Source organism: Paenibacillus glycanilyticus (assembly GCF_030161375.1).
Taxonomy (GTDB): domain Bacteria; phylum Bacillota; class Bacilli; order Paenibacillales; family Paenibacillaceae; genus Pristimantibacillus; species Pristimantibacillus glycanilyticus_B.
In genome coordinates this window covers 325,255-349,734 of record NZ_BSSQ01000016.1, presented here as the reverse complement: position 1 = coordinate 349,734, position 24,480 = coordinate 325,255, and the positions used below count along the sequence as shown (strand labels likewise).

Here is a 24,480-nt window from a genome sequence, read left to right as displayed (position 1 = left end):
AAAAAAACGCAAAAAAGCGGGAAGGGGATTAACCCTTCACCGCACCTGCTACCATACCTTTAGTGATCTTATCTGCGAGCAAGAAGTAAATGATGATAACCGGCAAAGCCCCTAGAACGAGGAATGCACCGATTGCACCATAGTTTACCGAGTATTGGCTGACGAAGCTGTATACCCCGAAAGGCAAAGTCTTCAGCCGCTCTGTCGAGATGAATGTAGCTGCCAGGATGTATTCATTCCAGATATTAATGAAAGTCAGAATACATACCGTCATCATTGGCGGAACCGATACCGGCAGGATGATGCTCCAGAAGATCCGGAAGACGTCTGCTCCGTCCACGATTGCCGATTCCTCAATCTCATTGGGAATCGACTTCATAAATCCGCTTAGAATAAATACGGCAATTGGCGTCTGGAATGCGATGTAAGGCAGAATGAGCGACCAATGCGTATTCAGAATGTGAATGTTTTTGAAGATAATCATCAGCGGCAATAGAGTTGCCTGCATCGGAATCATCATCCCGATTAGGAAAAGCACCATAACGGCCTGACCGTATTTCCACTTGAAGCGGCTGATCGCAAATGATACAAGCGAGCTGAGGAACAACACGCCAACCATTGTAATCAAGGTTACTTTCAAGCTGTTAAGCAAATATTTAACGTAATTGCCCGACTCCATCGCCGAACTATAGTTGCTCCACTGTGGAACATGCGGCAGAGCGAAAAATTGGCCGGACAAAATTTCTTCATTAGTCTTTAACGAGTATATTGCCAGCCACAAGAGCGGATACAATTGGGTGACTATCAGAATTGACAGAAGAATCCACATCAATGTTTTCCCGATCGAAAACTTTCTTTGCGGCTTAATTCTTGGCAACGCTGCAGTAGTTGTACTTTGGCTCATGGTCGTATCCCTCCTTCGTTACGTGTATTTCCGTTCCAGACGGTTGAATCCATAGTTGATAACTACTGTTGCGACAAGGCAGACTACAACCAGAATGGCTGCAATGGCACTTCCGTATCCATATTTCATCGACAAGATTGACATTCTGTACATATGCGTCGCGATAACGTCTGTTGCGTTACCAGGACCGCCGCCTGTCATAACCATAATCATGTCGAACGATTGAAGCGAGCCGATAAAGGCAAGGACAATCGAGATTTTGAAGATCGGAACGTTCATTGGCAATGTAATATGCCAGTCAGCTTTCAAGCCCTCAGCGCCATCAATCTTAGCGGCTTCATAAATATCCGACGGAATGTTCTGAATACCCGTGAACTGAATGAGAGTGTGATAACCAAGGTATTGCCACAAAGCTACGAAGTACAAGCTGTACATCGCGATATCTGGATCCGTCAACCACTGCTGGGACCAGCTGCCGAGGCCTACCCAGTCAAGTACCTGGTTAAGCATGCCGCCCATGGACGCAGGGTTGTAGATTGTTTTCCAAAGTTGTCCGATAATAACTACCGACAAAATTACCGGCATAAAATAGCTGGAGACAAGGAAATTCGGCTTCTTAACGAAGCGGCTAAGCAAGATTGCGACAAACAAAGCGATTGGAATTTCAAGCATAGAGAATACTGCAAACATTAACGTATGGCGTACAGCTGGCCAAAATACGGCATCATGGAATAACAATTTGTTGAAGTTATCCAGACCGATAAATTTCGATTCGCCGATCCCGTTCCATTCGAGTGTGCTGGTATACAGGGAAACGATGATTGGAACAAATACGAGGCAGACATAAAGCAACAAACACGGCAGCACGAACAGCGCTATCGTTAACTTCGAAACCTTCAGTACGTTCATCTCGTGTGCCCTCCTATCTTTATTAGCTGTTTTTATACATCAGAGCGAAAGGAGTTCCTGGGAGAGAACTCCTTTCGCACCGTGTGTAGCTTTTTATTTTATTGTGAGCTAGTTATTATTTGTTGCTTTCGAAAGCCGATTGGTGCTCTTTCGCAACTTCGGCAGAATCTTTCTTCTGAACGAAGATGTTTTGGATGGAAGTCAAGTGACCTTGGGAAGTACCAGGGTTCATTGTGTTATCGAACGACAGGTCGCCGCCTTTAACTTCTTTGAACAGATCCAGAACGCTGATTGCCATGTCGGAGTAGCCAGCTGCTTTGAAGTCGCCGTCAACTTTTTGAGCGATACCTACAGCACCTTTAACAGCGAATGCTTCTTTAGGGAAGTTCAGCATGAAGTAGTTCAGGAAATCTTTTGTTTCTTGCAGGTGTTTGCTGTCTGCAGAGATCGCGAACGCGGATCCTGGAGCAAGCATGAATTGGTTAGGGTCGCCTTTGCCGTTTACAGTAGGGAATTTGAATACGCCTACTTTATCCTTCAAAGCTTCGGATGTTTCGATGCCGCCAGTTGCCCACGAACCCATGTAGTACATAGCAGCTTTGCCTGTTTTGAAGATGTTCTCGCCAGCGTTGTAGTCGAACGATGTAACGCCTTCTTGGAACGCGCCAGCTTGGATCAGGTTTTGCATAGCGTCAACCGCTTCAACGAATGCAGGATCTTCGAATGTTTTCTTGCCAGCTACAACGTCAGACAGGAAGCCAGGGCCGCCGTTTGTGCGAAGCAGGATGTTCATGAACAGGAACGAACCCGTCCAAGTATCTTTTTCGCCGATTGCCATTGGCTGGATGCCTTTAGCTTTCAATGTTTTTACGTCTTCGATCATTTCTTCGAACGTTTCAGGAGTTTTTGTAATGCCAGCTTGTTGGAACAGATCTTTGTTGTAGTAAACAACGCCGATGTTGTTGCCGTCCGGCAATGCGTACAGGTTGTTGTCGAATGTGTAGAAGTCAAGAACGCCGTCTTGGAATGTATCTTTCAGGCCGTTTTGCTCAACCATGTCGTTCAGTGGCGCAAACAGTTTTGCATCCACGTACGGTTGCATTTGAGCTGCCGGGTTAACAACTGTGATGTCCGGTACTTCTTTGGAAGCCGCTTGTGTTTTCAGCTTTTGTTTTTGTTGGTCTGTATTTAGGGAGTCCAGCTCGATCTTAACGTTTGGATGGTCTGTTTCGTATTGTTTAACGATTTTAGCCATCATTTGGTTTTTAGGATCGGTTGGATCTGGATAAATGTTTTGGAAAGTGATTGTTACTTTTTCGTTGCTTGCCGGTTTCTCTGTAGCAGCGTTAGTAGCGCCTGCATTGTTGGAAGCTTCTGCGTTTGCGTTGCCTTCGTTATTGTTTTTGGAACCGCAAGCCGTCAAGCTGATTGCCAAGGAACCTGCAAGTACAAGACCAAGAACGCTTTTCATGTTCATTTTAGCCATTTGTTTATCCCCCTTGTTTGTTATGCTCTTATTATCATGAAATCTGCAAACCCTTACAATGTGTGAACTTAAGGTTTTGAGGTAGGTTTTCTTTAGGTCTTGAGATTCCCCCCTTAAAAAACCCCACCTCGAAAACTGTCGAATAACCTTCGCTCTACCCGTTAGTATCGGCTTCGGAGAGGATGGTTTACTCGAAAAAAAAGCCGCATCCCCTGGTCCCTTTTACCCAGGAAATGCAGCTTTTTCATCTTGGCTTAATCGTCTACGCTGATATCTTGTATTGCTTTTTCCACTTGCTGTAGTGATATTTCATGCCTTTTATTTGACAGTATTCCTTAAGCGGAATCATGACGCCGCTTGGTCCTTTGTACGGTTGCTCCTTGAATGCCGCTGCCTGGCCGTCCACGTGCACCGTAACCGCCGCATGATCCATGGCCAGCGCCTTCAGCTTCTCCATCAGCTGCGCTGCAGACTCGCCTTCCTTCGCCCCGTTCACGCGGAAGCCGTTTGTTTGGCCCCGTCCGTTAATTCCTTCTTTGACCGTAAAGGATAACGTAATGCCTACTTCATTTAATATAGCAAGCACATCGGCATTATAAGCGCCATACGGAAAAGCAATGATGCTCCGCTTGTTGCCAAGCTCGGCTTTCAGGTGCTGCTCGGCTTTCTCGAGATCCGTCTTGACGCGGTTATGGTATTCCTCGTCCGTCTCGACCCGCTGCTCCTTCTTCAAATATTGATGCCGGGTTAATACCGGCTTCGTTAATCCGTCGGCGCGCATCACGCCGTATTTATGGCTGTCGTATGTATGGTTATAGAACGACATGCCCGATTTCTGCATTTCCCGCATTTGATCCCAAGTCATTTTGGGCCGGCCCTTCTGCTTCGGATTACCGGCGTTGTCCGCCCCGGATACAATCACGAAATTGACCGCAGGGTATTTGTATTGCTCCAGCACCGGGAAAGCATCTTTATAGAAGCTCTCATAACCATCGTCAAACGTAAGCAGAACCGCATTATCGGGTACATCGATTTTATTGTCTATAAAGTCCGCGTATTGATCCATCGAGATGACATGGAAGCCGTCTTTCCTCAGCAATTCCATCTGCTCCTTAAACAGATCGACCGGAATAGCAGATTCCGCCTCTGCCGGTTTAGCTTTCATGGCAAGGGTTTCCTCCAGATCATGATACATGAGAACAGCAACTTGATTCGAATAATAAACACCGTTGCTTCCCGCATTCTTGAGCTTCCAATCCAGCTTGGACTGGAACGTTGATTCCAGGAACGCGGCGGGCACCATCGGCTCGCCATTGACGAGATCAATTGGAGGCGGCTGTTTCACCTTCTCGCCATTGACGTAAAAGCTGGCGGATTGATGGCCTTTCGGTACGGAGCATGCCACGGCCAAGAGCCCTAGACACAGAATGATTAGAATAAAATTGGTCCATAGAGCTGCACGTGCGCGTTTCATTTTCTTTCTTCCCCCTAGAAAAACAATCTATTACATAGTCTGACATATACTGGAGTTTGCAAGGCAAAAAAAATAGTTGCTTATCAGTACTCCTATTAAACGCAGTTTCACGTTGGAATGTTGCTCCATTATGATAAAATTTTAATATGAATCTATTATATCGGGAGGCAGAACAATTGAACATTGCTATTTTGGGAGCATCCGGGCGGGTCGGCAGACAGATAACCGGGCACGCCCTGGAGAATGGGCATACCGTAACCGTACTTGCTAGAAATCCGGACAAATTAATAGATTTGATTGGCAGCGGCGGACAACTCAAGATTGTGGAAGGAAATGCGTTGGAGACTGGCGCGCTGCTGCAAGCCTTAAACGGCGCAGATGCGGTAGTCAGCGCGTTAAGCACGGACGGCGGATCTGTATTGTCGGAGAGTTTCCCGCTTATTGTGGAGACGATGTCACAGCTGGGGATTAATCGGCTGGTCGCGATCGGGACGGCAGGGATTTTGGACAGCCGATCCGAACCGGGACTGCTCCGTTATCAATCCAGCGAATCCGCGCGGAAGCTGACCCGCGCCGCCGAAGAGCATCATGCGGCGTTACGGATTTTGGAGACGTCGGAGCTGGATTGGACGCTCGTTTGCCCGACCTATTTGCCGGATGGCCCGGCCGAGGGAGGCTATCGTATAGAGCGCGGTTATTTGCCCGAGAACGGCACCCGGATTACGACCGGAGATACCGCCTTGTTCGCTTATTCGCAATTGTTCAGCCGGGAATATTCGAAAGCCCGCGTTGGGATTGCCTACTAATAAAAGCAGGGCCGCCCCGGTTAGGGACAGCCCTGCTCTGCTTTGACTTATTTGCCCAAGAGCGCCTGGATCTCGTCATTGATTTTCTCCGGCGTTACGTTAGGACCAAACCGCTTCACGACTTGACCGTCCTTGTTCACGAGAAACTTCGTGAAATTCCACTTGATGCGCTGGGAGCCAAGCAACCCCCGCGCTTCTTTTTTCAACTTTTGGAACAATGGATGCGCGGTATCGCCGTTGACGTCAATCTTGGCATAGAGCGGGAAATTAACGCCGAAATTCAGCTCGCAGGACTGGGCGATTTCCGCATTGTCCTCAAGCTCCTGATTCATGAACTGGCTGCTTGGGAATCCTAATACGGCAAAACCTTGATCCTTGTACTCGTCATGAAGCTTCTGCAATCCTTTGAACTGCGGGGCGAATCCGCATTTGGTCGCCGTATTGACTATAAGCAGCACCTGGCCTTTATAAGGAGAAAGCGTTTGTTGTTCACCTTTAATTGTTTTTACTCCGATATCGTATAAGGACATAGTCGAGCAACTCCTTTTCGTCTTTTATTGATTGCGTTTGATTAAATTGTATGCAATTTATATAGCCTTGTCAATTACGGATTATTCCTTTTTGACACGATTTAGAGGCAATGCTACAATACAGACACTCCAATTAATTGCATACAATTTATATAGAGAATTTGACATAAGGGGAGTTCTGACCCATGAACAATGACGAACTGCTGAAGCTGGAAAACCAACTGTGCTTTGCGTTTTATTCCTGCTCCAGAGAAATGACGAAGCTTTATCGCCCTATACTGGCCGAGCTTGGCCTTACTTATACCCAATACATTACGATGTTGGCCTTGTGGGAACAGGACCATGTATCCGTGAAAGAGCTTGGCGCCAAGCTCCTGCTTGATTCCGGGACGCTCACCCCGCTGCTTAAGAAGCTGGAGGCCATGGGGCTGCTGACAAGGGCAAGAGACAAAGCCGACGAGCGCCATTTGATCGTGCGTTTAACCGAGGAAGGGGCAGCGCTGAAGGAGAAAGCATCCCTCGTGCCGATTCGGTTGTTCGAAGGCACAACCGTTGACCCGGAAGAGATCTTCGCCTTGCGCAAGCAGGTTCAAACGTTGATGAGCAAAATAAGCGATGCTACTTAAATCCAAAAGCAGGATTCCTGGCAAAAACAGGGATCCTGCTTTTTTTTTGCAAGTTAGCCTATTGACTCCGCACAACTCCTCCGGTATAGTTGATTACATGAGTAACCAACCGGTTAGGTAACTAAGAGGTGAGAATAACAATATGACATTAATCATCGATGACAGCCGCCCTATTTTCATGCAAATCGCAGAACGAATAGAAGACGACATCATTCAAGGAAGGCTTCCGGAGGAATCGCAAGTTCCCTCGAAGAACGAATTCGCCTCCTTTTATCAGATCAACCCCGCAACAGCCGCAAAGGGCGTCAACCTGCTGGTGGATGAAGGAATTTTGTATAAGAAGAGAGGGATTGGCATGTTTGTGGCGACAGGTGCACGAGCTGTACTCGTTGAGAAACGCAAGGAGCAGTTTTTCGAACAATACGTCGTAACCATGATGCGCGAAGCAGAGAAGCTGGGGATTTCAACCGACCAACTAACGGATATGATTCGGAGAGGGGATGCGAAATGATGAGCAGCGTAGTAGAACTGAAGAAATTAACCAAGTCCTACGGGGACGTGACAGCAGTTAACGAGGTGTCGTTCACGCTGGAGCCAGACAAAATCTATGGCCTTCTTGGACGTAACGGCGCTGGCAAAACAACAATCATGCACATGATTACCGCTCAGCTGTTTGCGACAAGCGGCGAACTGAAGGTGTTTGGAGAAGCGCCTTACGAGAATTCGAGAGTGCTGAGTCAAGTTTGCTTCATCAAGGAAAGCCAGAAATATCCGGATAACTATACGGTGAAGGATGTACTGGAGTTGTCTTCTTCTCTCTTTCCTAATTGGGACCGCCAGTTTGCAAATGAACTGGTCGTGGATTTTCAATTGCCGCTGAAGCGCAAGATGAAGAAGTTGTCCCGCGGGATGCATTCCTCCGTCGGGATCATCGTGGGGCTGGCCAGCCGAGCGCCGCTTACGATCTTTGATGAGCCTTATCTTGGCCTCGACGCCGTAGCCAGAGCTTTGTTCTATGACCGGTTGATCGACGACTATGCCGACAATCCGCGGACGATCGTATTGTCCACGCATTTAATAGATGAAGTTAGCCGCCTGCTCGAGCATATTATCGTCATCGACGGAGGCAAGGTTCTTATTAACGAAGATGCCGAGGAACTGCGCGGCTCCGCTTATACCGTAGCGGGCACGGCTACTGCCGTTGAGAGCTTTATTGCGGGCAAAACCGTCATTTCGCGCGAACCGTTTGGCTCTCTTCTAACGGCTGGCGTAACCGGCAGATTGTCCGAACAGGAACGCAAGAAAGCCGATTCGCTTGGTCTTGCGATCGCGGCTATTTCCCTGCAGCAACTGATCGTTCAATTAACAAGCAGAAAAAAGGATGTTAAGGGAGGCGCTAGAGGATGAATCGAGTGAACAATGTATTAAAAATGCATCAACGAGACAAATTCGCTTGGATGATCATTCCGTCCATGATCCTGGGCTCGAGCTTTCTCGTTAATCTGATTGTCGGGTTTCTGAGCGGCGTCGAGATCTACACCGGCGGGCTAATGTCCATCTTCATTTATATGTTTGTACTTGGCATCATCGTTCTGCCGCAAACCTTTCCGTTTGCGATCAGCTTCAGTATCCGGCGGACCGACTATTTCCTCGGCACAACCCTGCATGCCGTTACGAACGGCTTTCTCATGGCAATCGGCCTTCTGCTGTTAAGCGCCATCGAGAAAGCGACCAACTTCTGGGGGACGGGTCTTCACTTCTTCCATCTTCCCTACCTGACGGACGGCAATATCGTTCAGCAGTTTATATTCAACTTCCTTACTTTCGTCCTGTTGTTCTTCTGGGGATTTATTATCGGCAGCGTCTTCCGGAAGTTCCGGGCGGTTGGCTTATTCGTCTTAACGCTTGCTTGCCTATTGGCCACAACCGTTCTAACCGTGGTGATTATCAGCTACGACTGGTGGGATAATATCGCGAATTGGATCGTTGATCTAACTGCCTTTGAGCTGTCGCTATGGTTCCTGCCCGTCATCTTGTGCTATGCGGTTATCTCGTTTGTGCTGATCCGCAGATCGACCGTATAATTTATATTTCCCTCTTGTTAGACATCCAGTAGCATCGGCCGTTGCTGTTGAATACAACGGTAATACCAATGCTGCTGGACTGCCAGACGAGGGGGATTTTTTATGGATTTGCGGAGCTTGAATAACCTTGATGACTACGAACGGCTGGATGTTATTGAGGATGCGCAGAGCGGTTTAAAGGCTGTCATCGCAATCCATAATACGAAGCTTGGCCCCGGACTTGGGGGCTGTAGAATGTGGAGTTATCCATCTGTCGAGGATGCGGTTATAGATGCAATCAGGCTGGCCCGGGGAATGACCTATAAATCCGCTATGGCGGAGCTGCCCTTTGGCGGCGGAAAAGCGGTTATAATCGGCGACCCCGCCAAAGACAAGAACGAGAAGCTGTTCCGTGCTCTTGGCCGGTTTATCCACCGGCTGCAAGGCGAATATATTACCGGCATGGATGTTGGAACAACATCCGACGATATGCATTGGGTGCATCAAGAGACGCCTTATGTAACCGATATCCCCGGCTCGCTTGGCGCTTCCGGGACGTTTACGGCAGACATGACCGCCTACGGGGTATTTCTGGGTATGAAAGCCTCCTTGAAAAAGCTCGACGGATCGGAGAGTCTGTCCGGCAAAGTGGTTGCTGTGCAAGGGCTTGGGAAGGTTGGCATGTTCCTCTGCCGCTATCTGGCCCATGCCGGCGCGAAGCTTGTCGTCACGGATTTGAACGAAGAGCTTGTCCGGCAAGCGGTTCAGAAATACGGCGCCAAAGCAGCAAGCGTGGATAAAATAGCCGATGAGCTATGCGACATATACGCGCCTTGCGCGCTTGGCGGCATCGTTGACGACGCCAAGCTCCGCCGCTTCCAATGCCGGATCATTGCAGGCGCTGCCAATAACCAGCTCGCGGAGGAACGGCATGGCGATCTGCTGCATCAACGGGGCATCCTTTATGCGCCCGACTATGTGCTGAACGCGGGCGGAATTATCGTCACGGCCGCCGAGCTGAACGGCAATTCGCCTTCCTATGCCAGAAGCTGCGTGGAACGGATCTACGGCTCCTTGACACGGGTATTTGAATGGTCTGACAAACACGGCATCTCTGTTGCCGCGGCAGCGAATGAAATGACCGAACAGCTTCTGAAATAGCTTTGATCGCTAATGCAAAGGGCTGCTCCCCTGGTCGTCTAGACCGGGAGGAGCAGCCCTTCGCTCTCGTCCGGCTTATTCGATTTCTGCTTTCTTGTCCTTTATAATGGGACATAAGCAAGTTAATTCGAAAGGAGCCGGATCTTAATGAAACAAGAAATTATTAAACGTCTTACCTCGTACGTAATCGTTGATACCCAATCGAACGAGGATAGCGAGACTTGCCCTTCTACGCCAGGGCAGCTTACGCTCGCGAACCAGCTTGTGGAAGAACTGAATTCCATCGGCATGCAAGACGTAACGATTGACGCAAACGGTTATGTCATGGCGACACTACCCGCTAATACAAATACACAGGTGCCGACGATCGGCTTCCTGGCCCATGTCGATACCGCGACTGATTTTACCGGCAAAAACGTGAAGCCGCAGCTAATTGAATACGAAGGCGGCGACATTACGTTAAACAACGCCCCTCATGTCGTTCTATCGGTGAAAGATTTTCCCGAGCTGAACCAGTACAAGGGCCATACGCTTATGACCACGGACGGCACAACGCTGCTTGGCGCCGACAATAAAGCCGGCATTGCCGAGATTATGACTGCCATGGCTTATCTCATTGCCAATCCGGCTATCAAACACGGCAAAGTACGCGTTGCCTTCACGCCGGATGAAGAAATCGGACGCGGCCCGCACCGCTTCGACGTCAAAGCCTTCGATGCGAAATATGCGTATACCGTTGATGGCGGACCGCTTGGCGAGCTGGAATACGAAAGCTTTAACGCCGCAGGCGCCAAGCTTACGATTAACGGCACCAACGTGCATCCCGGCACGGCCAAAGGCAAAATGGTCAACTCGATGAAAATCGCCATGGAGCTGAATAGCCGCCTGCCGGTTAACGAAGCACCGGAGCATACCGAAGGTTATGAAGGCTTCTATCATCTCAGCTCGCTGCAGGGAGACGTGGAGCAGACCAAGATGGCTTACATTATCCGCGACCATAACCGCGAGAAGTTCGAAGCCAGAAAAGCCGCGCTCATCCAAATCGTCGAAGAACTGAAAGCGATCCATGGTCCAAATAGCATCGTCCTGGAGCTGAAAGACCAGTATTACAACATGCGCGACAAAATCGAGCCGGTTATCCAAATCGTCGATATTGCCCGCGAAGCGATGGAAAGTCTGGACATTAAACCAATCATCAAACCGATCCGCGGCGGCACCGACGGCTCCCAGCTCTCTTATATGGGATTGCCGACACCGAATATTTTTACCGGCGGCGAGAACTACCACGGCAAATTCGAATACGTGTCGATCGACAACATGGTCAAATCCGTACAAGTGATCATCGAGATTATTAAACGGTTCGAAGCAAACGGCGAAGTGTAATGTCGACTAACCGTTAAGACGGCCGCTCCACCTCGAATTGCCCGCCAAGCTTGGCATACGATGCGCCTGCTAACCGGCTGACCGGCCGGAGCGCAGCCGCATCGATGTGGTTCCGCTCATCGCAGATCGTTTCATCGAGATGATAGCGGACAACGCGGCCGATAAGCAGGTCGGCAGCGGGCGCTTCACCCGTTCCGCCAAGCGGGATGGCTTGCTCCAGCACGCATTCCAGCCGGACCTTCGCTTCCGCAATGCCTGGAACGGAAATACGTTCGCCCGGAACCGCCGTTAATCCGGCGAGAGCGACCTCGCTTTCTTCGGGCGGCAGGCTTGCTGCCGTCACGTTAAGCTTCTCAATATAAGATTCATCCGCAATATGGACAACAAACTCGCCTGTGGCGATCGCGTTGCGGGAGGTATCCTTCGGGATACCTTTTTTGCGTTGCACGGACACGGAGATAAGCGGCGGATCTGCCGTAATGATATTGAAATAACTGAACGGCGCCGCGTTAAGCACGCCCTCTTCGGATAAAGTCGTTACCAAGGCGATTGGCCTTGGTACAACCGTGCCCGTGAGAAGCTTGTAATTCTCGCGTTCGCTTATTTGCTCTGCGTCAATACGGATCATACACCCGCCGCCTCCTTTTATTGAAAATGTTCTTGGAACCAAGCTGCAGCTGCCGCCACTTCCGTACGGCTCAACTGATGGCCATAACGCTCCCAATGCACGGCTACATCAGCTCCTGCACCGGTAAGAAGTCCTTCCAGCTCATGGGTCTCCTCCGGCGAGCAGATCGGATCATTCTCTCCCGCCCCGATAAATACCGGTACTCCGGACAATTCCGGAAGCGTTAGGCCGCGAATCGGCACCATCGGATGATGGAGAATAGCTCCGCGCAGCGAATCTTTATAATGGAATAGCAGGCTGCCCGCGATATTGGCTCCGTTAGAGTAACCAACCGCAACCAGATTGTTTCTGTCGAAACCGTACTCTTCGGCGGCTTGATCCAGGAAAGCTTGAAGCTCCTGTGTCCGGAACACCAAATCCTCCAGATCAAATACCCCTTCCGCTAGGCGGCGGAAATACCTCGCCATCCCGTTCTCGGACACGTTGCCGCGGATACTGAGCACGGATGACTCCGGCGAAAAAGCTGCGGCAAGCGGCAGCAAATCATGCTCCGTCCCGCCTGTGCCATGGAAGAGGACGAGGACCGGCGCCGCCGGATTCGTCCCTTGTTTGAATAGATGTTTCATATTTTATCCCTCCTGAAATGAATTGAGATGAATGGCTATAGGGTTGATTAACGATCCAATTCCATGACGCGCACGTCAAACGGAGTAAGAAGTTGCTCGATGGTTGCACGATGTTGCTCATACCATGCCGGCAGCATCAATTGTTCCCCAAGATGTTCAGGGTCTTCGTCGCGGGCGAAACCAGGAGGATCCGTAGCGATCTCGAACAGGATGCCGCCTTGTTCGCGGAAGTAGAGAGCATTGAAGTATTGGCGGTCTACGATTGGCGTAGGCTGGAAGCCGTTAGCGGCAATATGCTCCTGCCAAACGAGATGTTCGGCATCGTCTTTTGCCCGCCAAGCGATATGGTGAACGGTACCGTGGCCGCCATGGCCGGCTTTCATCGGTTCCGTGTTAACGTCAATGATGTTACCCAGCTCGCCAAACGATTGGTAACGGGCCAACCCGTTCTCCTCATCGACTTTCGACAGACCCATCACGTGCTCCAGCAATTGTTGCGTAGCCGAAGGGTTAGTGCTGTACAGAATCGCGCCGCCAAAACCTTTGATTGCGCGGTCCGCCGATACGCCGCCAAACGACCATGTGCTGTTTGGACCTTCCTCGCGTGCTACCAGCTCAACGAGCAAGCCGTCCGGATCGGCAAATTGCAAATATTGTTCGCCAAACCGGGAAGTTTCTTGGAATTCGATCGAGAATTTCACAAGACGTTCTTTCCAGAAACCAAGCGTGCCTTGAGGTACCACATAAGTGGTGTAACCAACTTGGCCGCCGCCTACCACGCCTTTACGCGAGTTCTCCCAAGGGAAAAACGTAATGATTGTGCCAGGGCTGCCTGCTTCATCGCCGAAGTACAAATGGTAAACTTCCGGCGCATCAAAGTTGATTGTTTTTTTCACGAGCCGTAAGCCAAGCACGCCCGCGTAAAAGTCTGTTGTCACCTGAGGGTTTTTTACAAACGCCGTAATATGATGGATACCTGCAGTGTGTTGTGTTGTCATTATTTCCACTCTCCTAAAAAGAATTAGTATACAAATGGTCAATCCGGCCATTCGCGATGATTCATGCTTCGTAAGCATTGACGCATTGTTTTAGTTTTATTAAGAATCTTTAAATTAAGATATATGGCCTGACTTGTTGTAAGTGATGAAGACCAACCTATTTGTAGGTCGTCTGCGCAAACTTGCCTAGTTTCTTGAGTAGCACGCTTGCCGCCCGCTTCTCTTCCGCTGTCAGTCCGCGAACCGCTTCTTCAATAACTAGCGTATGCTGCGGGAAAACCTCTTCAATAAACAATGTTCCGGCATCGGTAACCTCCGCATAGATAAGTCTGCGGTCTTCGGTTGAAGCTCTGCGGCATACGAAGCCTTTCTTCTCGAGCTTATCAATAACGTACGTAATATTGCCGCTGCTCATCAATACCTTCTCGCCGATCTGCTGCAAGGGCTGGGGACCTTTATGGTACAAAAGCTCAAGCACCCCGAATTCGGTCCGGTTAAGGCCATGCTTGCGAATATCCCGGTCGGCATGCGCGTTCACCCATTGGCTTGCTCTGGCAAGCGCGATGTAAAGATCAAGCGATTCCTCTTTTTCCTTATCCATTTGCTCGCCTCGCTTTCGTTTATCTTAATTTTAAGATACTTTATTTCAAGGTAAATGTAAAGAGGTTTTTCAAAAAAAGTTTGAAGGGGCTGTCCGATATGGACAACCCCTTCAAAGACCACTTTCCTTAATTAACGAAGGTTAGGGGCCGAGTTCTCGCCTGGCGCTTTGTTAGGCGCAGGATTAGGTGCAGCATTTGGCGCTTGATTGTTAGGCGCAATGTTGTTGCCGCCGCCGTTACCGCCAGTGCCGCCGCCGCCCATTCCTTTGCCGCCGCCAGTACCGCCGCCACCGATGCCGCCGCCTTTACCGCCGCCGATGCCTGCTCCGCCGCCTTTGCCGCCGCCTGTACCGCCTCCGCCGATGCCTGCGCCGCCACCTTTGCCGCCGCCTGCTCCGCCACCGCCGATACCTGCTCCGCCGCCGCCACCAGCGCCGCCGCCTGCTCCGCCGCCGCCTCCAGCACCGCCGCCTGCTCCGCCGCCGCCACCAGCACCGCCGCCTGCTCCGCCGCCGCCTCCAGCACCGCCGCCTGCTCCGCCGCCACCACCAGCGCCGCCGCCTGCTCCGCCGCCGCCACCAGCACCGCCGCCGCCTCCAGCGCCGCCACCAGCACCGCCGCCGCCTCCAGCTCCGCCGCCTGCACCTGCTCCAGCTCCGCCGCCTTTGCCAGCGCCGAGGCCTTTAGCTTTGCCAGCGCCTTTAGCGCTAACTTTCTTGCCGTATTTTACTGTATTGTACGAGTAAGTAATCGACTGGAATGTTTTTGCATCCACCGATCCAGTCACCGGAAGGCCATGCATTTTTTGATAATGCTTAACGCCTCTTACCGTTGTGCTATCATAGTAACCATTGATTTTGCCGGAATAGCTGCCTACTGACTTCAGCATGCCTTGGATCACGTAAATATCCGGCCCTTTAGCGCCTTTGCCAACCGCTAGGCTAGTTCCTGCCCCGCCAAACATAAGTGCAGCGGACAATACTACTGCGCCAAGAATTTTCCCCGCTCTGTTTGAATTCCCTTTAGATCCGCGGGAAGAGAAGCTCCAATCCCATTTCATTTGCTACGACACCTTCCTGTTCATTGTTGTGATGGTATTTCCACGCCTTACTATTCCCCATTTTGGAATTTCATACGGCATTCCTTTTGATTAAAAAATTAAAGAGTTTATCGTGAAAATTAAACATGTTGCGCGAGCCGTGATTTTCGCCCAGTCCCTTGTTATATAATGAGATCGCTTTCATTATACTGAACGGGGGTCTTGGCATGCTGAACGACAAGTATATTGCATTCAGTTACCACGAAGGCCATCTGCCGTTTTCCCATAACGGCAAAGCGGCAGATCTTTATGTTTCCCGGCAGGATTATGCCGGCGTAATTCAGGCAGTCTCCGATTTGCAAAAGGATATAATCGCCGGACAAGAGAATTTTTTTGCGCTGCAGACGGTTGATCCTCCGCTGCCCGGAGTAGCTGAGACTGACGTTTATAAGCAAGGCGAACCAACCGGGGCTTACATTCCCCGCTGGTCCGCGGAACAATTTGGTACCCTGTACGCAGAAGCGGCCGCCTTGATTATCAACCGGTACTCCAAGTGGAACGGCAGATTGAAGCCGGAACATCTGAACGCCGCTGCGCTCCACCACTCCGTTCCTTATAAAGAAGCTGACAACTTGATAGCCGAGCTTCACGAAACCATTCTGTTAGCTGAGCATATACATCATGAGCTGGATGAGGGGACTAAGGACTGCTTTTTCCACACCGTGCTTCATCCTGCAAAAGCATCTGCCCAAGTGCTCGAGATGTACATACGCGCAAGCAGAAGCAAGCTGTACGCCGCTCAAGGAAGAGCTTCCGCCAACAAGGAGGCTAAGCTGGCCAGGCAGCTATTTGAGGAGAATACCGCACTGACGGAGGCGTATAGCCAGGAGCTGGCTAGCGGCAAATGGAATTCTATAATGGACCCGCTTCATAACGACTGCAAATATTGGAGCCAAACCGAGGAGCGCAAGATGCCGGAAACCGGCAGCGTCAAGCTAACCAGCGATAACGCCGGGCTAGGAGTCGCTGTCGAGGGGTCGGAGCTGGCTTGGCCGCGGGACCCTCAGCTGCCTGCTTTATCTTTTGACAACTATACTCGAGAGAGTCATTATATAGATTTGTTCAATCGCGGAACGGAGCCATTCACCTTCTGTGCCCGCGCTGACCAGCCCTGGATCAAGCTCAGCCAAACAACGGGGACCGTGCAACTGGAGGAACGCTTGAAGGTGGAGATGAATTGGACGGAAATGCCTCATGGCAATTCCGTCAGCGGCAGCATCACGCTAATTGATCTGCTGACCAGCAAAGCCTTTACCGTCATGATTAAAGTGTTCAATCCCGCTTGACGGGCAATGCCGGATAGAAACAGCAAACCCTCTCCTGCTTATGCCGGAGAGGGTTCTTTCGTCAGGAGACAAACTTAACATCCGCTACTTTGCCGCTTTCGACAAATCCAATATTCTGGTACACCTTATTCGAATCGGGATTGGTCAGGTCCGCATACAACATCGGCACCCTGTTCTCCCGCACGATCAGGCCGCAGCACGCGGCAACCGTTGCGCTTGCATAACCGCGCTTGCGCAGGTAGGACGGCGTATACACATAATTGATGCGGGCATGCCGCGGCGAGCGGTGCGCGATATGCGCCATCGACACGGGGATTTCATTAACGGTCCATATGTATAAGTTGCCTGTTGCAATGGTATTCTCCGCCGAAGGTATCTGGCTTGCGGGATGAACCTTGTAGCCATAGGCGCTCTCGGCAAAACCCGCCATAAATTCCGCAATAAGCGGAGCATCCGAGGAAACGGTCTGCCGCAAAGTTCCCTCTACCGCTGAAGGATATACAATCGATGGACAATAATAAGCTTCCATTCCCATCTTGTATTCGGGGCGCATCCGGTATCGCATGGCGTACAGCTCCGCGAATAGCTTGGCATGTCTTGGTTCTGCCGTAATTCCCCTTAGCGTATGTCCGGCCAGCTTCACTAGTCCCTTCAGCATCAACTGCCGCTCATCTTCCCTTATCCCCTCTTCCATCCATAACCAGGCATTATGACCTGGGGAACCGGCAAAAATCGCAGCGCCTCCTGCGTAGCTGTAACACACGGATTGGCTCATCTCGCAAATCCGGTGCAGCAAATTCATCTTCACTTCATCCGCAATAAATTTAGGCGATCTAAGCGCTTCGAAGGCTATTTCGCCAGGCTGCAGCTTTTCCCACATCATAATCCCCCCTTTCGTTGAAACGTCTAGAAATTCCCCCCAGTCTATAGATAACTGTTGTATTCGTCAATCCTGCCAAAAGCCCTGCTCCGGGGAGCAGGGCTTCTCGCAAAAATTATAATAAGCGATTATTGGATAAATGAGGCCTGATCAGATGTGTCTAGGTTCGTTCCCGATCGCGGCTTCTGAGGCCAAACAAACCTGCCAAACCAAGCAGGCCAAGCCAGCCCCAGCTGAATTCGTCGTCGGAAGTATCCGCGGTGGCCCTGTAGTTATTGGCATACATGGCGTTGCCGGTTGTTCCCGTACTTGTCGTGCTATAGCTGTTCATGCGATCCGATCTTCCGATAAAGCTGTTGCGGTTCTTATTATAGCCATTGTTATAAGTCCCGTAATTGTTGTTTGTACCCATACCGTAATAGTTATTGGTACCGTAGCTATTCGTTCCGTAACCATTAGTGGTGTAGCCATTAGTGGTGTAGCCGTTCCGGCCGTAAGTGTTCATGCCGTTTGTTCCGTACATGCCGTTTGTCGTTGCGTTGTATTGGTTAGTACGGTTAATAGTGGCACCTCCGTCCGTTCCATAAGTGCCATAAGTGGTTGTACCGTAATGGGAACTGCGGAAGTTATCCGTTGCGACCTCATCCTTGACGGTTGCGGCAGAGGCAGAGGCAGAAGCAGTTGCGGCGGACAAAAGAATCGTTGCGGCAGCTAACGTCGAGAGTACGGTCTTTTTCATTGGCGAAAAGCCTCCCTTGGGGTATTTGGTACACCCTTAAGTGTGCTATGAGGGAGACCCGGATATTCTGCCATATATTTTTCTGGCGGGAATGCAGCCTATATCCAATTGCAGGGAGGTGAATATATTAATTTCAGACATTACGAGATTAATAGACTAGAGAGGTGGACGTTGATGACGAAAACTGTTGTCGTTGAGATCGAATTTAACAACCGTTCGAATCGGGGCGGTGTTTACCGGATCGGACTTACGCCGCAATGGATCAAATACCGGATGGCCGTTTTCATGAAATATACGTTGCAAAGCTTGCTCAAACAAACCAACCGGAACTTCCACGTCTTTATCCGGTATACGGAGCGAACGGAAGGCATAATAAGGGCCGAGTTAAGAAAATATCCGGCGTTGCCGGCCCATATCCGGTTTGTCGCGGACAAAAAATACGAAGACAAATTGCGCCTGACCGTTGGCAGCAGTCCTTCTTTTTATCTAGTCCGCCTCGATTGCGACGATACGTACCACCATACCTTTATAAGCCAACTTCACAAATTCAAACCCAAGCCAAGTACCCGCGCCCTCATTAATCAGGACGGTTATATTTACGACAGCATCCGGCATCGGGTCGCCACGGTCAGCAAATCGTCTCCGCCGTTCTATACGTGGATTTACAATAGCGAACAATATTTCGGCGGCTTCCGTTATAAAACGGTGGACGGGCATAGCGGCGTAATTAAACATAAACACGAAGTTCTAACGACAGGCGGCAAACGAAACTATATGGTAGTCGTGCATAACCGCAATACATTGAACCAACGGCTGCTTAAACAGACAAATTTCGTAGCCAACCGGGCCAAAGTGGATTCCATTATTCGCAAGTATATTTAGATGTTGCTCTTCATAATTGTTGCGCGCGCAGGGAAAATTAAATCCGTCAAATGAAGATGAGGCGGTGCAAAGAGATGGGAAGACGCAGCAGAAGATTACTTGTTCCCGAAGCCGGGGCAGCCATGCAGTCGTTAAAAGCGAATGTGATGAAGCAGGAAGGTTACGCGGTGGATGAGAACAAACCAGACGACGTGAAATACGAAGTGGCAAGCGAATTGGGAATCCGCATGAACCGGGGCGGCGACAACGGCAGCATGACAACCGAAGATGCGGGTCATGTAGGCGGTAAAATCGGCGGTGCGATGATCCGGGAGATGATCCGAATGGCGCAGGAGAAATTGGCAAAGCGGCAGCCCTAAGCTGCCGCTTTTGCATGCGATGAGAAGACTGCGGCTTACGGTAACGCTCTTAGCGCTTTGGCCTGCCGGATATGACGGACTCCCTCTTGGCATAGGCCATACGGTTCCCATGGACAGTCAAAGCAAAGCCGATGAATATCATCGGGCGAAATGGCGGCAGCTACGCGGCCGACGAGCTCTTCGAAGCTTAGACGGTCTCCGACAGTCAACCCAAGCTCGCCTAATATTTGTTGATCTTTCCGGTAGACGGTTGAATTATGGCAGTGATTCGGCTGATCGGAAGGAAATGCCGCGCAAATCCGGTCGGGACCTTCCATAATCTCGATGATCGTCTGCGGCTGCTCGCGCAAGGTTTCGTAAATGCCGGTCATATTCGTGCAGAAGCCTTCGGAATATCCTTTGCCGCGGTAACCAAGTAAACAGAACAAATGATGGCCCCTTAACGAAATAGCATGCATTCAGGCAGCGCCTCCCCGTTCTTTGTTAACCATATAATATCACAAAGGTTAACATAGCGGGGATTTATCGATCCGGCGGGATGTCGGGCTCATAACGATACTGCTCCAGATCAATCCGTCTGCTTATTCCTACATAAACCCCTTCGGCCTCCAGCAGATGCTGCTGCAGCATACGGGATTCATCCTCCGAAATTGCGATTTCGCCTTTGGCATTCACGACGCGATGCCAAGGAAGCTGGTGAATGCTGCTTAATGAGTGTAAAATCCGCACCACTTGCCTAGCTCCTCTGCTGCTTCCGGCAAGCGCGGCAATCTGCCCGTAAGTCATCACTTTGCCTTCCGGGATGCGTTTGATTATATCGACTACCCTTTGCGTATACGGCTGTAACATGTGCGTTTGTCCTTTCCCCGCATGCTGGCATGCTTTCATTTCAATTGTCCCTTTATCATACAATGAAACCGGGAAAGTTACCTCTTCCTCCACTGGCAACGACAAACAGGCACCATGCTGCAGGTCGGGATTCTGCGGCACGGCGCCTATACCTTTATATTTGAACGAACCCAGCCAGTACATCCTTCCACTGCTCGGCAGTTGTGCTGCGATGAACAAGCCATGTTTCGCCTTTTCCGTTCTTAGGTCTGCGGATCGTAACAGTACCTTCGGCAAGTACATCGCTAGGGAAATTATTCTCTTCCCAGTCCAACAGCTCGGCGAAGAGACGCGGCACCACGCGAAGATATACGTTATCTTCATTCTTGCGGAACAAATCTGATGTGATAATCAACCTTCCGCCATCTTGGACAAAAGAGATCAGCCTTTCCTCAAGCGCTGAATCGTAAATTTGATGAAGAGGCACAATCAGAGTCTCCAGCCCGTTCAACTGCTCTGGCGCGTACACAACTTCGGAGCGAATACCCGCTTCAAACAGATGGCGGTAGATATGATGAACGATATAATCCGGATAAGCGATCCGGTCGGCAACCGATAGCTGGTAGCTCCAGGAGCTGTCGAAATGATAATACAGCCCTACACTCTCGCGTTTGGCCTCCGTTACTTCCGCCGCATTCGCATATTTCGCCGTATACGAACGAACAACGCCATAATTCCGGGATGGCTCTCCGGTTAACGTCACAAGCTCCGGTTGACCGCCGCCTTGTTCTTGACCCCAAGGGAACGGCTTCATCTTAAACAGATAGAACCGGCTGCAGCCGCGCTCGCGGACCAGCTCCATATCCCGCTTCAGCTCCGTTGTTCCCGTTCCATACTCCATCATCCAGAAGGGCTTTCCGAGCACCCCTCTGCAAGCATCGGCGTAAAAAGCGATCTCATGCGGCTTATTGCTGTAAATATCCATGCCGACTACGTCCAGATCCGCAAACAAATGCGTCCAATTCAAATTATCTCCCCAGCAGAACATAAAGGCGTTAGTTGTAATCGGCCGCGCCCCTATATACGGACGAAGTGCCGCTGCCTGAAGCGATGCGAAGCGGACCATGCTGTCTGAGGAGAACCGGGCGAAGTCCAGCTCCAGGCTTGGATGCTGCCACATATGCACATCCGCCCCGATTGGCGCGGGCAGCGGAATCTGGTCGAACCGTTCGTAACGCTGGGACCAGAAGTTCGTGCCCCATCTTGCATTAAGCTCCTCAACCGTACCATAACGTTTGCCCAACCATTCGTGAAAGGCGTTCCGCGCTCCATCGCTAAAGTCGTATTTGGTTTCGCCGCCAAATTCATTATCGAGCTGCCAGGCAACTACGTTCGGGTGTTCGCCGTACCGCTCCGCCATCCGGTTCACGATCCGGAGAGCATGCAACACATAATGATCGGAGGAATAGGATCGGTGCTGGCGCGCGCCAAACCCGATCACTCGGCCCTGCTTGTTCACGGGAAGCACATCCGGGTGCTTCTCTACAAGCCAGATGGGCGGGCATGCCGTTGGCGTGCATAACACGACGTTAATGCCGTGCGCGCCCGCACGCTCGATCGCCGCATCCAGCCAATCCCACTCGTATAATCCGTCGCTTGGTTCCAGCACCGACCAGGCGAATTCGGCGATTCGGACGGAGCGGATCCCCGCTTCCGCCAGCTTGCCGTAATCGATATCCCACTGTCCCGGCTGCTCATGCTCCGGATAATAAGCAATTCCTACCTTCATGGCTGAAGCTCCTCTGCAGGATGATTAGTTAATACCTCGCATTCGCATTCAATAGAGCCGGATTCGCTCCAATGCCGCACTTCGCCATTTGGCAGCGTAATACGCACGGGAATATCCCCCGGCCGTTCCGCCCGCAGGCGGAATCGCCCTTCTTGTATGCGCCAGTCAATATGCACTTTGCCATGCGGCGTGACAACCGTCCCGGAGGCGGCTGTCAGCTCCCCGATTCTTGGGGCAACCGCAATCTCGGCAAATCCCGGAGCTAAAGGCTGTACGCCAAGCAGCTCCGCCGGAAATTCATGGAGCGGCAGGGCGCCCCAAGCATGGCAGTCGCTGCGAACCGAAACCGGATCTTCCACCCAGGAGGTCAGATGCAAATCCACTTGAGCCTTCCAATCGTTCCATAGGGCAAAGGTTTTATCGTACAACCCGGTCTTCGCCAGCATCCGGAACAAATAATAAGCCATCGCGCTGGATACTTTTGCAAGCCCTGCCGTTTCCAGCGTCCGCTGCGTTAATTGCAACGCCTCTTCCCCGGTTACCGTATCCGTCAACACCGCCCATATTTGGGCATGCTGGCTAAGCGCTTCCGGACAGCCGGGGCTATCCATGAACAAACCACGCTCTTCTGACCAGCAATGCTGCCGGATTGCCCTCTGCAATTTCCCAGCGCGGCTGCGGTATTCTAGAGCCGTATCGCGCCTGCCGGTTGCATCGTTTAATTCTGCGGCTTTAAGCAAGGCGTCCACCGCCATCAGATTATAGATGGTATTCGGACGCGTCTTGCCCGAAGGCGGCGCCCCCGCATTACGGCGCCATTCCTCCGTCCAATCCACAAAGGACCAGTAGGCTTCCGGCATAACGCCAACAAGCCCCGATTCCGGTTCCACGCGCGTTTCAAACCAGGCGAGAACAGCATCAATCGTCGGTCTGTATTTAGCGGCATGCGCCACATCGCCGGTGTACCAATAATGATCGTGAACCATCATAATCCAGAACAAAGCAAACCCCGGAATGATCTGGCGGTTAACCGACGGGTAACGGCTTTGCAACAGACCGGTCGGCAACAGTGAACTATGAAAATCATAGATCGCTTTGCGGCCAAGCCGGTCATCTCCGCTCACATAGTAGGTGAACATCGCCTGCAGCCTGCTGTCCAATTCATATTGCATCTGCTCGTAATAAGGCGTGTCTTCATATGTCTCGTACATGCAATTGCGCAGCGTATTCAAGCTGATCTTCCAGAGTGGCGAGAGCGAAGGATCCGAGCTAGTGAAGCTTGCCGCAACATCAAGCGGATAACCGGTTCGAATAAATGCAATGGATTCTACAACAACAGGAACATTGGCAGCCTCTACGGTAAGCCGGATGAAGCGGAATGCCCTGCGGTGGAACGGTTCGTATTGTTCAGGAGTCTCCGTACTCCTTCCGTAGCCCGCTATCCGGTATGTATCTTCAAATCCGTACAAATCTTTGCCCTCCGGATCATCGCGGATGCCTTTATTCCGTTGCCCGTTCGGAAACGGCTCATATTCATAACATTCCGAGTATAAGATCGCCGCCGTTCCGCCCTCGCCGCCACTCAGCGTCAGCCGGGGAAAGCCTGCAACCAGCTCGCCGGCATGAAGTTCAAGCACTAAGCGCTTGCCCGCAGCCACTTCTATCCCAAGCTCTCCGCCGGCTTTCATCTGCTCATCTTTCCAATTCCGGTCACCGCAATGCCCGCGGACAATGGTTGTGAACTCCCGAACCTCCTCCCTCATGAAAGGGATCGGGCGGGGAGTACGCAGCCAGTTCGTCAGTTGCCCGTACATCTTGTCATGCGTCTCGGACACAACCGCTTCTCCTGCCCAACCGTCATCCTCAAATCCCTGCATCCGCCAGCCCTGAGGCCAACCTGCTCCATCTACGATTTCTCCGCCGCCAATAAACAAGGTAGCGGTTTCCGGTGCCAGCTTCGCCGCCTCTTCCGGGACCGGGTAACAACGCCAGCTACCGAAACCCGTGTCCAAGCGTTCTAATTCCATCCCGTTCAAGTCCAGCAAACTTCCTTCGAGCAGAAACACGCCGCGGTCCTTGCGCCAGACGGAAGCCGGACCCTTATCCCCGGAATAATGCACGACTTGCGCCGCCACTGCGTTCATACCCGGACGCAAATACGGCGTTACGTCAACGGCATCATAATAATGGACATTCAAATCTCCCTTGCATGGCCCGTAAGCAACCGAATGCCCGTTCACGTACAGCCGGAACCGGCTGTCCGCCGAGACAAGAAGCTCAAGCCTCGCACCGACGTCCGATGGAACAGCAAACTCCCTTCGAAAAAGCACCGTTTCCATACTGCCGTTAGTCATCCGGCCGGCCGAGTCCGGCTCCGCCCAGATCCATTGGGCCGTCCATGTTCTATTCTCGTCCATGTTCT

At 51.2% G+C, this 24,480-nt stretch carries 26 protein-coding genes; 10 read left to right on the top strand and 16 right to left on the bottom strand.

What is annotated here, in order from left to right:
- Positions 1 to 28 precede the first annotated feature (28 nt).
- The 4 genes from QQK89_RS21675 to QQK89_RS21660 all read right to left on the bottom strand — a co-directional run bounded on the left by QQK89_RS21675 (position 29) and on the right by QQK89_RS21660 (position 4,773).
- Positions 29 to 904: a carbohydrate ABC transporter permease gene (locus QQK89_RS21675; protein ID WP_284240750.1), complete on the bottom strand. Its 876-nt coding sequence runs from the start codon at positions 902 to 904 to the stop codon at positions 29 to 31.
- An 18-nt stretch (positions 905 to 922) separates the two neighbouring features.
- Entirely contained in the window at positions 923 to 1,813 is an 891-nt protein-coding gene (locus tag QQK89_RS21670) for a carbohydrate ABC transporter permease (protein ID WP_284240749.1), read from the bottom strand.
- A 115-nt stretch (positions 1,814 to 1,928) separates the two neighbouring features.
- Positions 1,929 to 3,299 (bottom strand): extracellular solute-binding protein, encoded by a 1,371-nt coding sequence (locus QQK89_RS21665; RefSeq protein ID WP_284240748.1) that lies wholly within the window; start codon positions 3,297 to 3,299, stop codon positions 1,929 to 1,931.
- A 262-nt stretch (positions 3,300 to 3,561) separates the two neighbouring features.
- Positions 3,562 to 4,773 carry a polysaccharide deacetylase family protein gene (locus QQK89_RS21660; protein WP_284240747.1) on the bottom strand — a complete coding sequence of 404 codons (1,212 nt, stop codon included), beginning with the start codon at positions 4,771 to 4,773 and terminating at the stop codon, positions 3,562 to 3,564.
- Between the two features lie 176 nt (positions 4,774 to 4,949).
- On the opposite strand from QQK89_RS21660, the gene QQK89_RS21655 reads away from it, so the two are divergent.
- Positions 4,950 to 5,579 (top strand): NAD(P)-dependent oxidoreductase, encoded by a 630-nt coding sequence (locus tag QQK89_RS21655; RefSeq protein WP_284240746.1) that lies wholly within the window; start codon positions 4,950 to 4,952, stop codon positions 5,577 to 5,579.
- A gap of 47 nt (positions 5,580 to 5,626) precedes the next feature.
- Here QQK89_RS21655 and QQK89_RS21650 read toward each other — a convergent pair whose 3' ends face one another.
- On the bottom strand, positions 5,627 to 6,109 hold the full coding sequence (locus tag QQK89_RS21650; protein ID WP_284240745.1) for a glutathione peroxidase: 483 nt from the start codon (positions 6,107 to 6,109) through the stop codon (positions 5,627 to 5,629).
- Between the two features lie 185 nt (positions 6,110 to 6,294).
- On the opposite strand from QQK89_RS21650, the gene QQK89_RS21645 reads away from it, so the two are divergent.
- The 6 genes from QQK89_RS21645 to pepT all read left to right on the top strand — a co-directional run bounded on the left by QQK89_RS21645 (position 6,295) and on the right by pepT (position 11,342).
- Complete coding sequence (locus QQK89_RS21645; RefSeq protein WP_284240744.1) at positions 6,295 to 6,735, top strand: MarR family winged helix-turn-helix transcriptional regulator; 441 nt, start codon at positions 6,295 to 6,297, stop codon at positions 6,733 to 6,735.
- 142 nt (positions 6,736 to 6,877) lie between these two features.
- Positions 6,878 to 7,246, top strand: coding sequence for a GntR family transcriptional regulator (locus QQK89_RS21640; protein ID WP_284240743.1), 369 nt, complete (start codon positions 6,878 to 6,880; stop codon positions 7,244 to 7,246).
- Entirely contained in the window at positions 7,246 to 8,142 is an 897-nt protein-coding gene (locus QQK89_RS21635) for an ABC transporter ATP-binding protein (protein WP_284240844.1), read from the top strand. The genes QQK89_RS21640 and QQK89_RS21635 overlap by 1 nt, the downstream gene beginning before the upstream one ends.
- Positions 8,139 to 8,819 carry a hypothetical protein gene (locus QQK89_RS21630; protein WP_284240742.1) on the top strand — a complete coding sequence of 227 codons (681 nt, stop codon included), beginning with the start codon at positions 8,139 to 8,141 and terminating at the stop codon, positions 8,817 to 8,819. Before QQK89_RS21635 ends, QQK89_RS21630 begins: the two co-directional genes overlap by 4 nt.
- Positions 8,820 to 8,921: 102 nt before the next feature.
- Positions 8,922 to 9,959, top strand: coding sequence for a Glu/Leu/Phe/Val family dehydrogenase (locus QQK89_RS21625; protein ID WP_284240741.1), 1,038 nt, complete (start codon positions 8,922 to 8,924; stop codon positions 9,957 to 9,959).
- A gap of 147 nt (positions 9,960 to 10,106) precedes the next feature.
- A complete protein-coding gene (gene pepT, locus QQK89_RS21620; protein ID WP_284240740.1) occupies positions 10,107 to 11,342 on the top strand; it encodes a peptidase T in 1,236 nt (411 codons plus the stop codon).
- A gap of 13 nt (positions 11,343 to 11,355) precedes the next feature.
- Here the strand turns inward: pepT and QQK89_RS21615 are convergent, their stop codons facing one another.
- The 5 genes from QQK89_RS21615 to QQK89_RS21595 form a co-directional block, all read right to left on the bottom strand.
- Positions 11,356 to 11,970 (bottom strand): flavin reductase family protein, encoded by a 615-nt coding sequence (locus QQK89_RS21615; RefSeq protein ID WP_284240739.1) that lies wholly within the window; start codon positions 11,968 to 11,970, stop codon positions 11,356 to 11,358.
- 17 nt (positions 11,971 to 11,987) lie between these two features.
- Complete coding sequence (locus QQK89_RS21610) at positions 11,988 to 12,596, bottom strand: alpha/beta hydrolase (protein ID WP_284240738.1); 609 nt, start codon at positions 12,594 to 12,596, stop codon at positions 11,988 to 11,990.
- 47 nt (positions 12,597 to 12,643) lie between these two features.
- Positions 12,644 to 13,594 (bottom strand): VOC family protein, encoded by a 951-nt coding sequence (locus QQK89_RS21605; protein ID WP_284240737.1) that lies wholly within the window; start codon positions 13,592 to 13,594, stop codon positions 12,644 to 12,646.
- A 157-nt stretch (positions 13,595 to 13,751) separates the two neighbouring features.
- Entirely contained in the window at positions 13,752 to 14,195 is a 444-nt protein-coding gene (locus QQK89_RS21600; RefSeq protein WP_284240736.1) for a MarR family winged helix-turn-helix transcriptional regulator, read from the bottom strand.
- Between the two features lie 131 nt (positions 14,196 to 14,326).
- A complete protein-coding gene (locus QQK89_RS21595; RefSeq protein WP_284240735.1) occupies positions 14,327 to 15,256 on the bottom strand; it encodes a peptidoglycan-binding domain-containing protein in 930 nt (309 codons plus the stop codon).
- A 206-nt stretch (positions 15,257 to 15,462) separates the two neighbouring features.
- Between QQK89_RS21595 and QQK89_RS21590 the strand changes: the two genes are divergently transcribed.
- Complete coding sequence (locus QQK89_RS21590) at positions 15,463 to 16,581, top strand: hypothetical protein (RefSeq protein ID WP_284240734.1); 1,119 nt, start codon at positions 15,463 to 15,465, stop codon at positions 16,579 to 16,581.
- A gap of 61 nt (positions 16,582 to 16,642) precedes the next feature.
- Here the strand turns inward: QQK89_RS21590 and QQK89_RS21585 are convergent, their stop codons facing one another.
- Together QQK89_RS21585 and QQK89_RS21580 are read right to left on the bottom strand one after the other, a co-directional pair.
- On the bottom strand, positions 16,643 to 17,464 hold the full coding sequence (locus QQK89_RS21585; RefSeq protein WP_284240733.1) for a GNAT family N-acetyltransferase: 822 nt from the start codon (positions 17,462 to 17,464) through the stop codon (positions 16,643 to 16,645).
- A 157-nt stretch (positions 17,465 to 17,621) separates the two neighbouring features.
- Positions 17,622 to 18,200: a WGxxGxxG-CTERM domain-containing protein gene (locus QQK89_RS21580; RefSeq protein ID WP_284240732.1), complete on the bottom strand. Its 579-nt coding sequence runs from the start codon at positions 18,198 to 18,200 to the stop codon at positions 17,622 to 17,624.
- A 174-nt stretch (positions 18,201 to 18,374) separates the two neighbouring features.
- On the opposite strand from QQK89_RS21580, the gene QQK89_RS21575 reads away from it, so the two are divergent.
- Together QQK89_RS21575 and QQK89_RS21570 are read left to right on the top strand one after the other, a co-directional pair.
- Positions 18,375 to 19,082: a glycosyltransferase gene (locus tag QQK89_RS21575; protein WP_284240731.1), complete on the top strand. Its 708-nt coding sequence runs from the start codon at positions 18,375 to 18,377 to the stop codon at positions 19,080 to 19,082.
- Positions 19,083 to 19,156: 74 nt separating this feature from the next.
- The gene (locus QQK89_RS21570; protein ID WP_284240730.1) at positions 19,157 to 19,441 is read left to right on the top strand and encodes an alpha/beta-type small acid-soluble spore protein; all 285 of its coding nucleotides are present in this window, start codon (positions 19,157 to 19,159) and stop codon (positions 19,439 to 19,441) included.
- A gap of 35 nt (positions 19,442 to 19,476) precedes the next feature.
- On the opposite strand, the gene QQK89_RS21565 is transcribed toward QQK89_RS21570, so the two are convergent.
- From QQK89_RS21565 to QQK89_RS21550, 4 genes are all read right to left on the bottom strand, one after another.
- On the bottom strand, positions 19,477 to 19,899 hold the full coding sequence (locus QQK89_RS21565) for a DUF1284 domain-containing protein (protein WP_284240729.1): 423 nt from the start codon (positions 19,897 to 19,899) through the stop codon (positions 19,477 to 19,479).
- 64 nt (positions 19,900 to 19,963) lie between these two features.
- Positions 19,964 to 20,290: an MGMT family protein gene (locus QQK89_RS21560; RefSeq protein ID WP_284240843.1), complete on the bottom strand. Its 327-nt coding sequence runs from the start codon at positions 20,288 to 20,290 to the stop codon at positions 19,964 to 19,966.
- A 154-nt stretch (positions 20,291 to 20,444) separates the two neighbouring features.
- Positions 20,445 to 22,058 (bottom strand): beta-galactosidase, encoded by a 1,614-nt coding sequence (locus tag QQK89_RS21555; RefSeq protein WP_284240728.1) that lies wholly within the window; start codon positions 22,056 to 22,058, stop codon positions 20,445 to 20,447.
- Positions 22,055 to 24,475 carry an alpha-L-rhamnosidase C-terminal domain-containing protein gene (locus QQK89_RS21550; protein ID WP_284240727.1) on the bottom strand — a complete coding sequence of 807 codons (2,421 nt, stop codon included), beginning with the start codon at positions 24,473 to 24,475 and terminating at the stop codon, positions 22,055 to 22,057. Before QQK89_RS21550 ends, QQK89_RS21555 begins: the two co-directional genes overlap by 4 nt.
- Between the last annotated feature and the right edge of the window lie 5 nt (positions 24,476 to 24,480).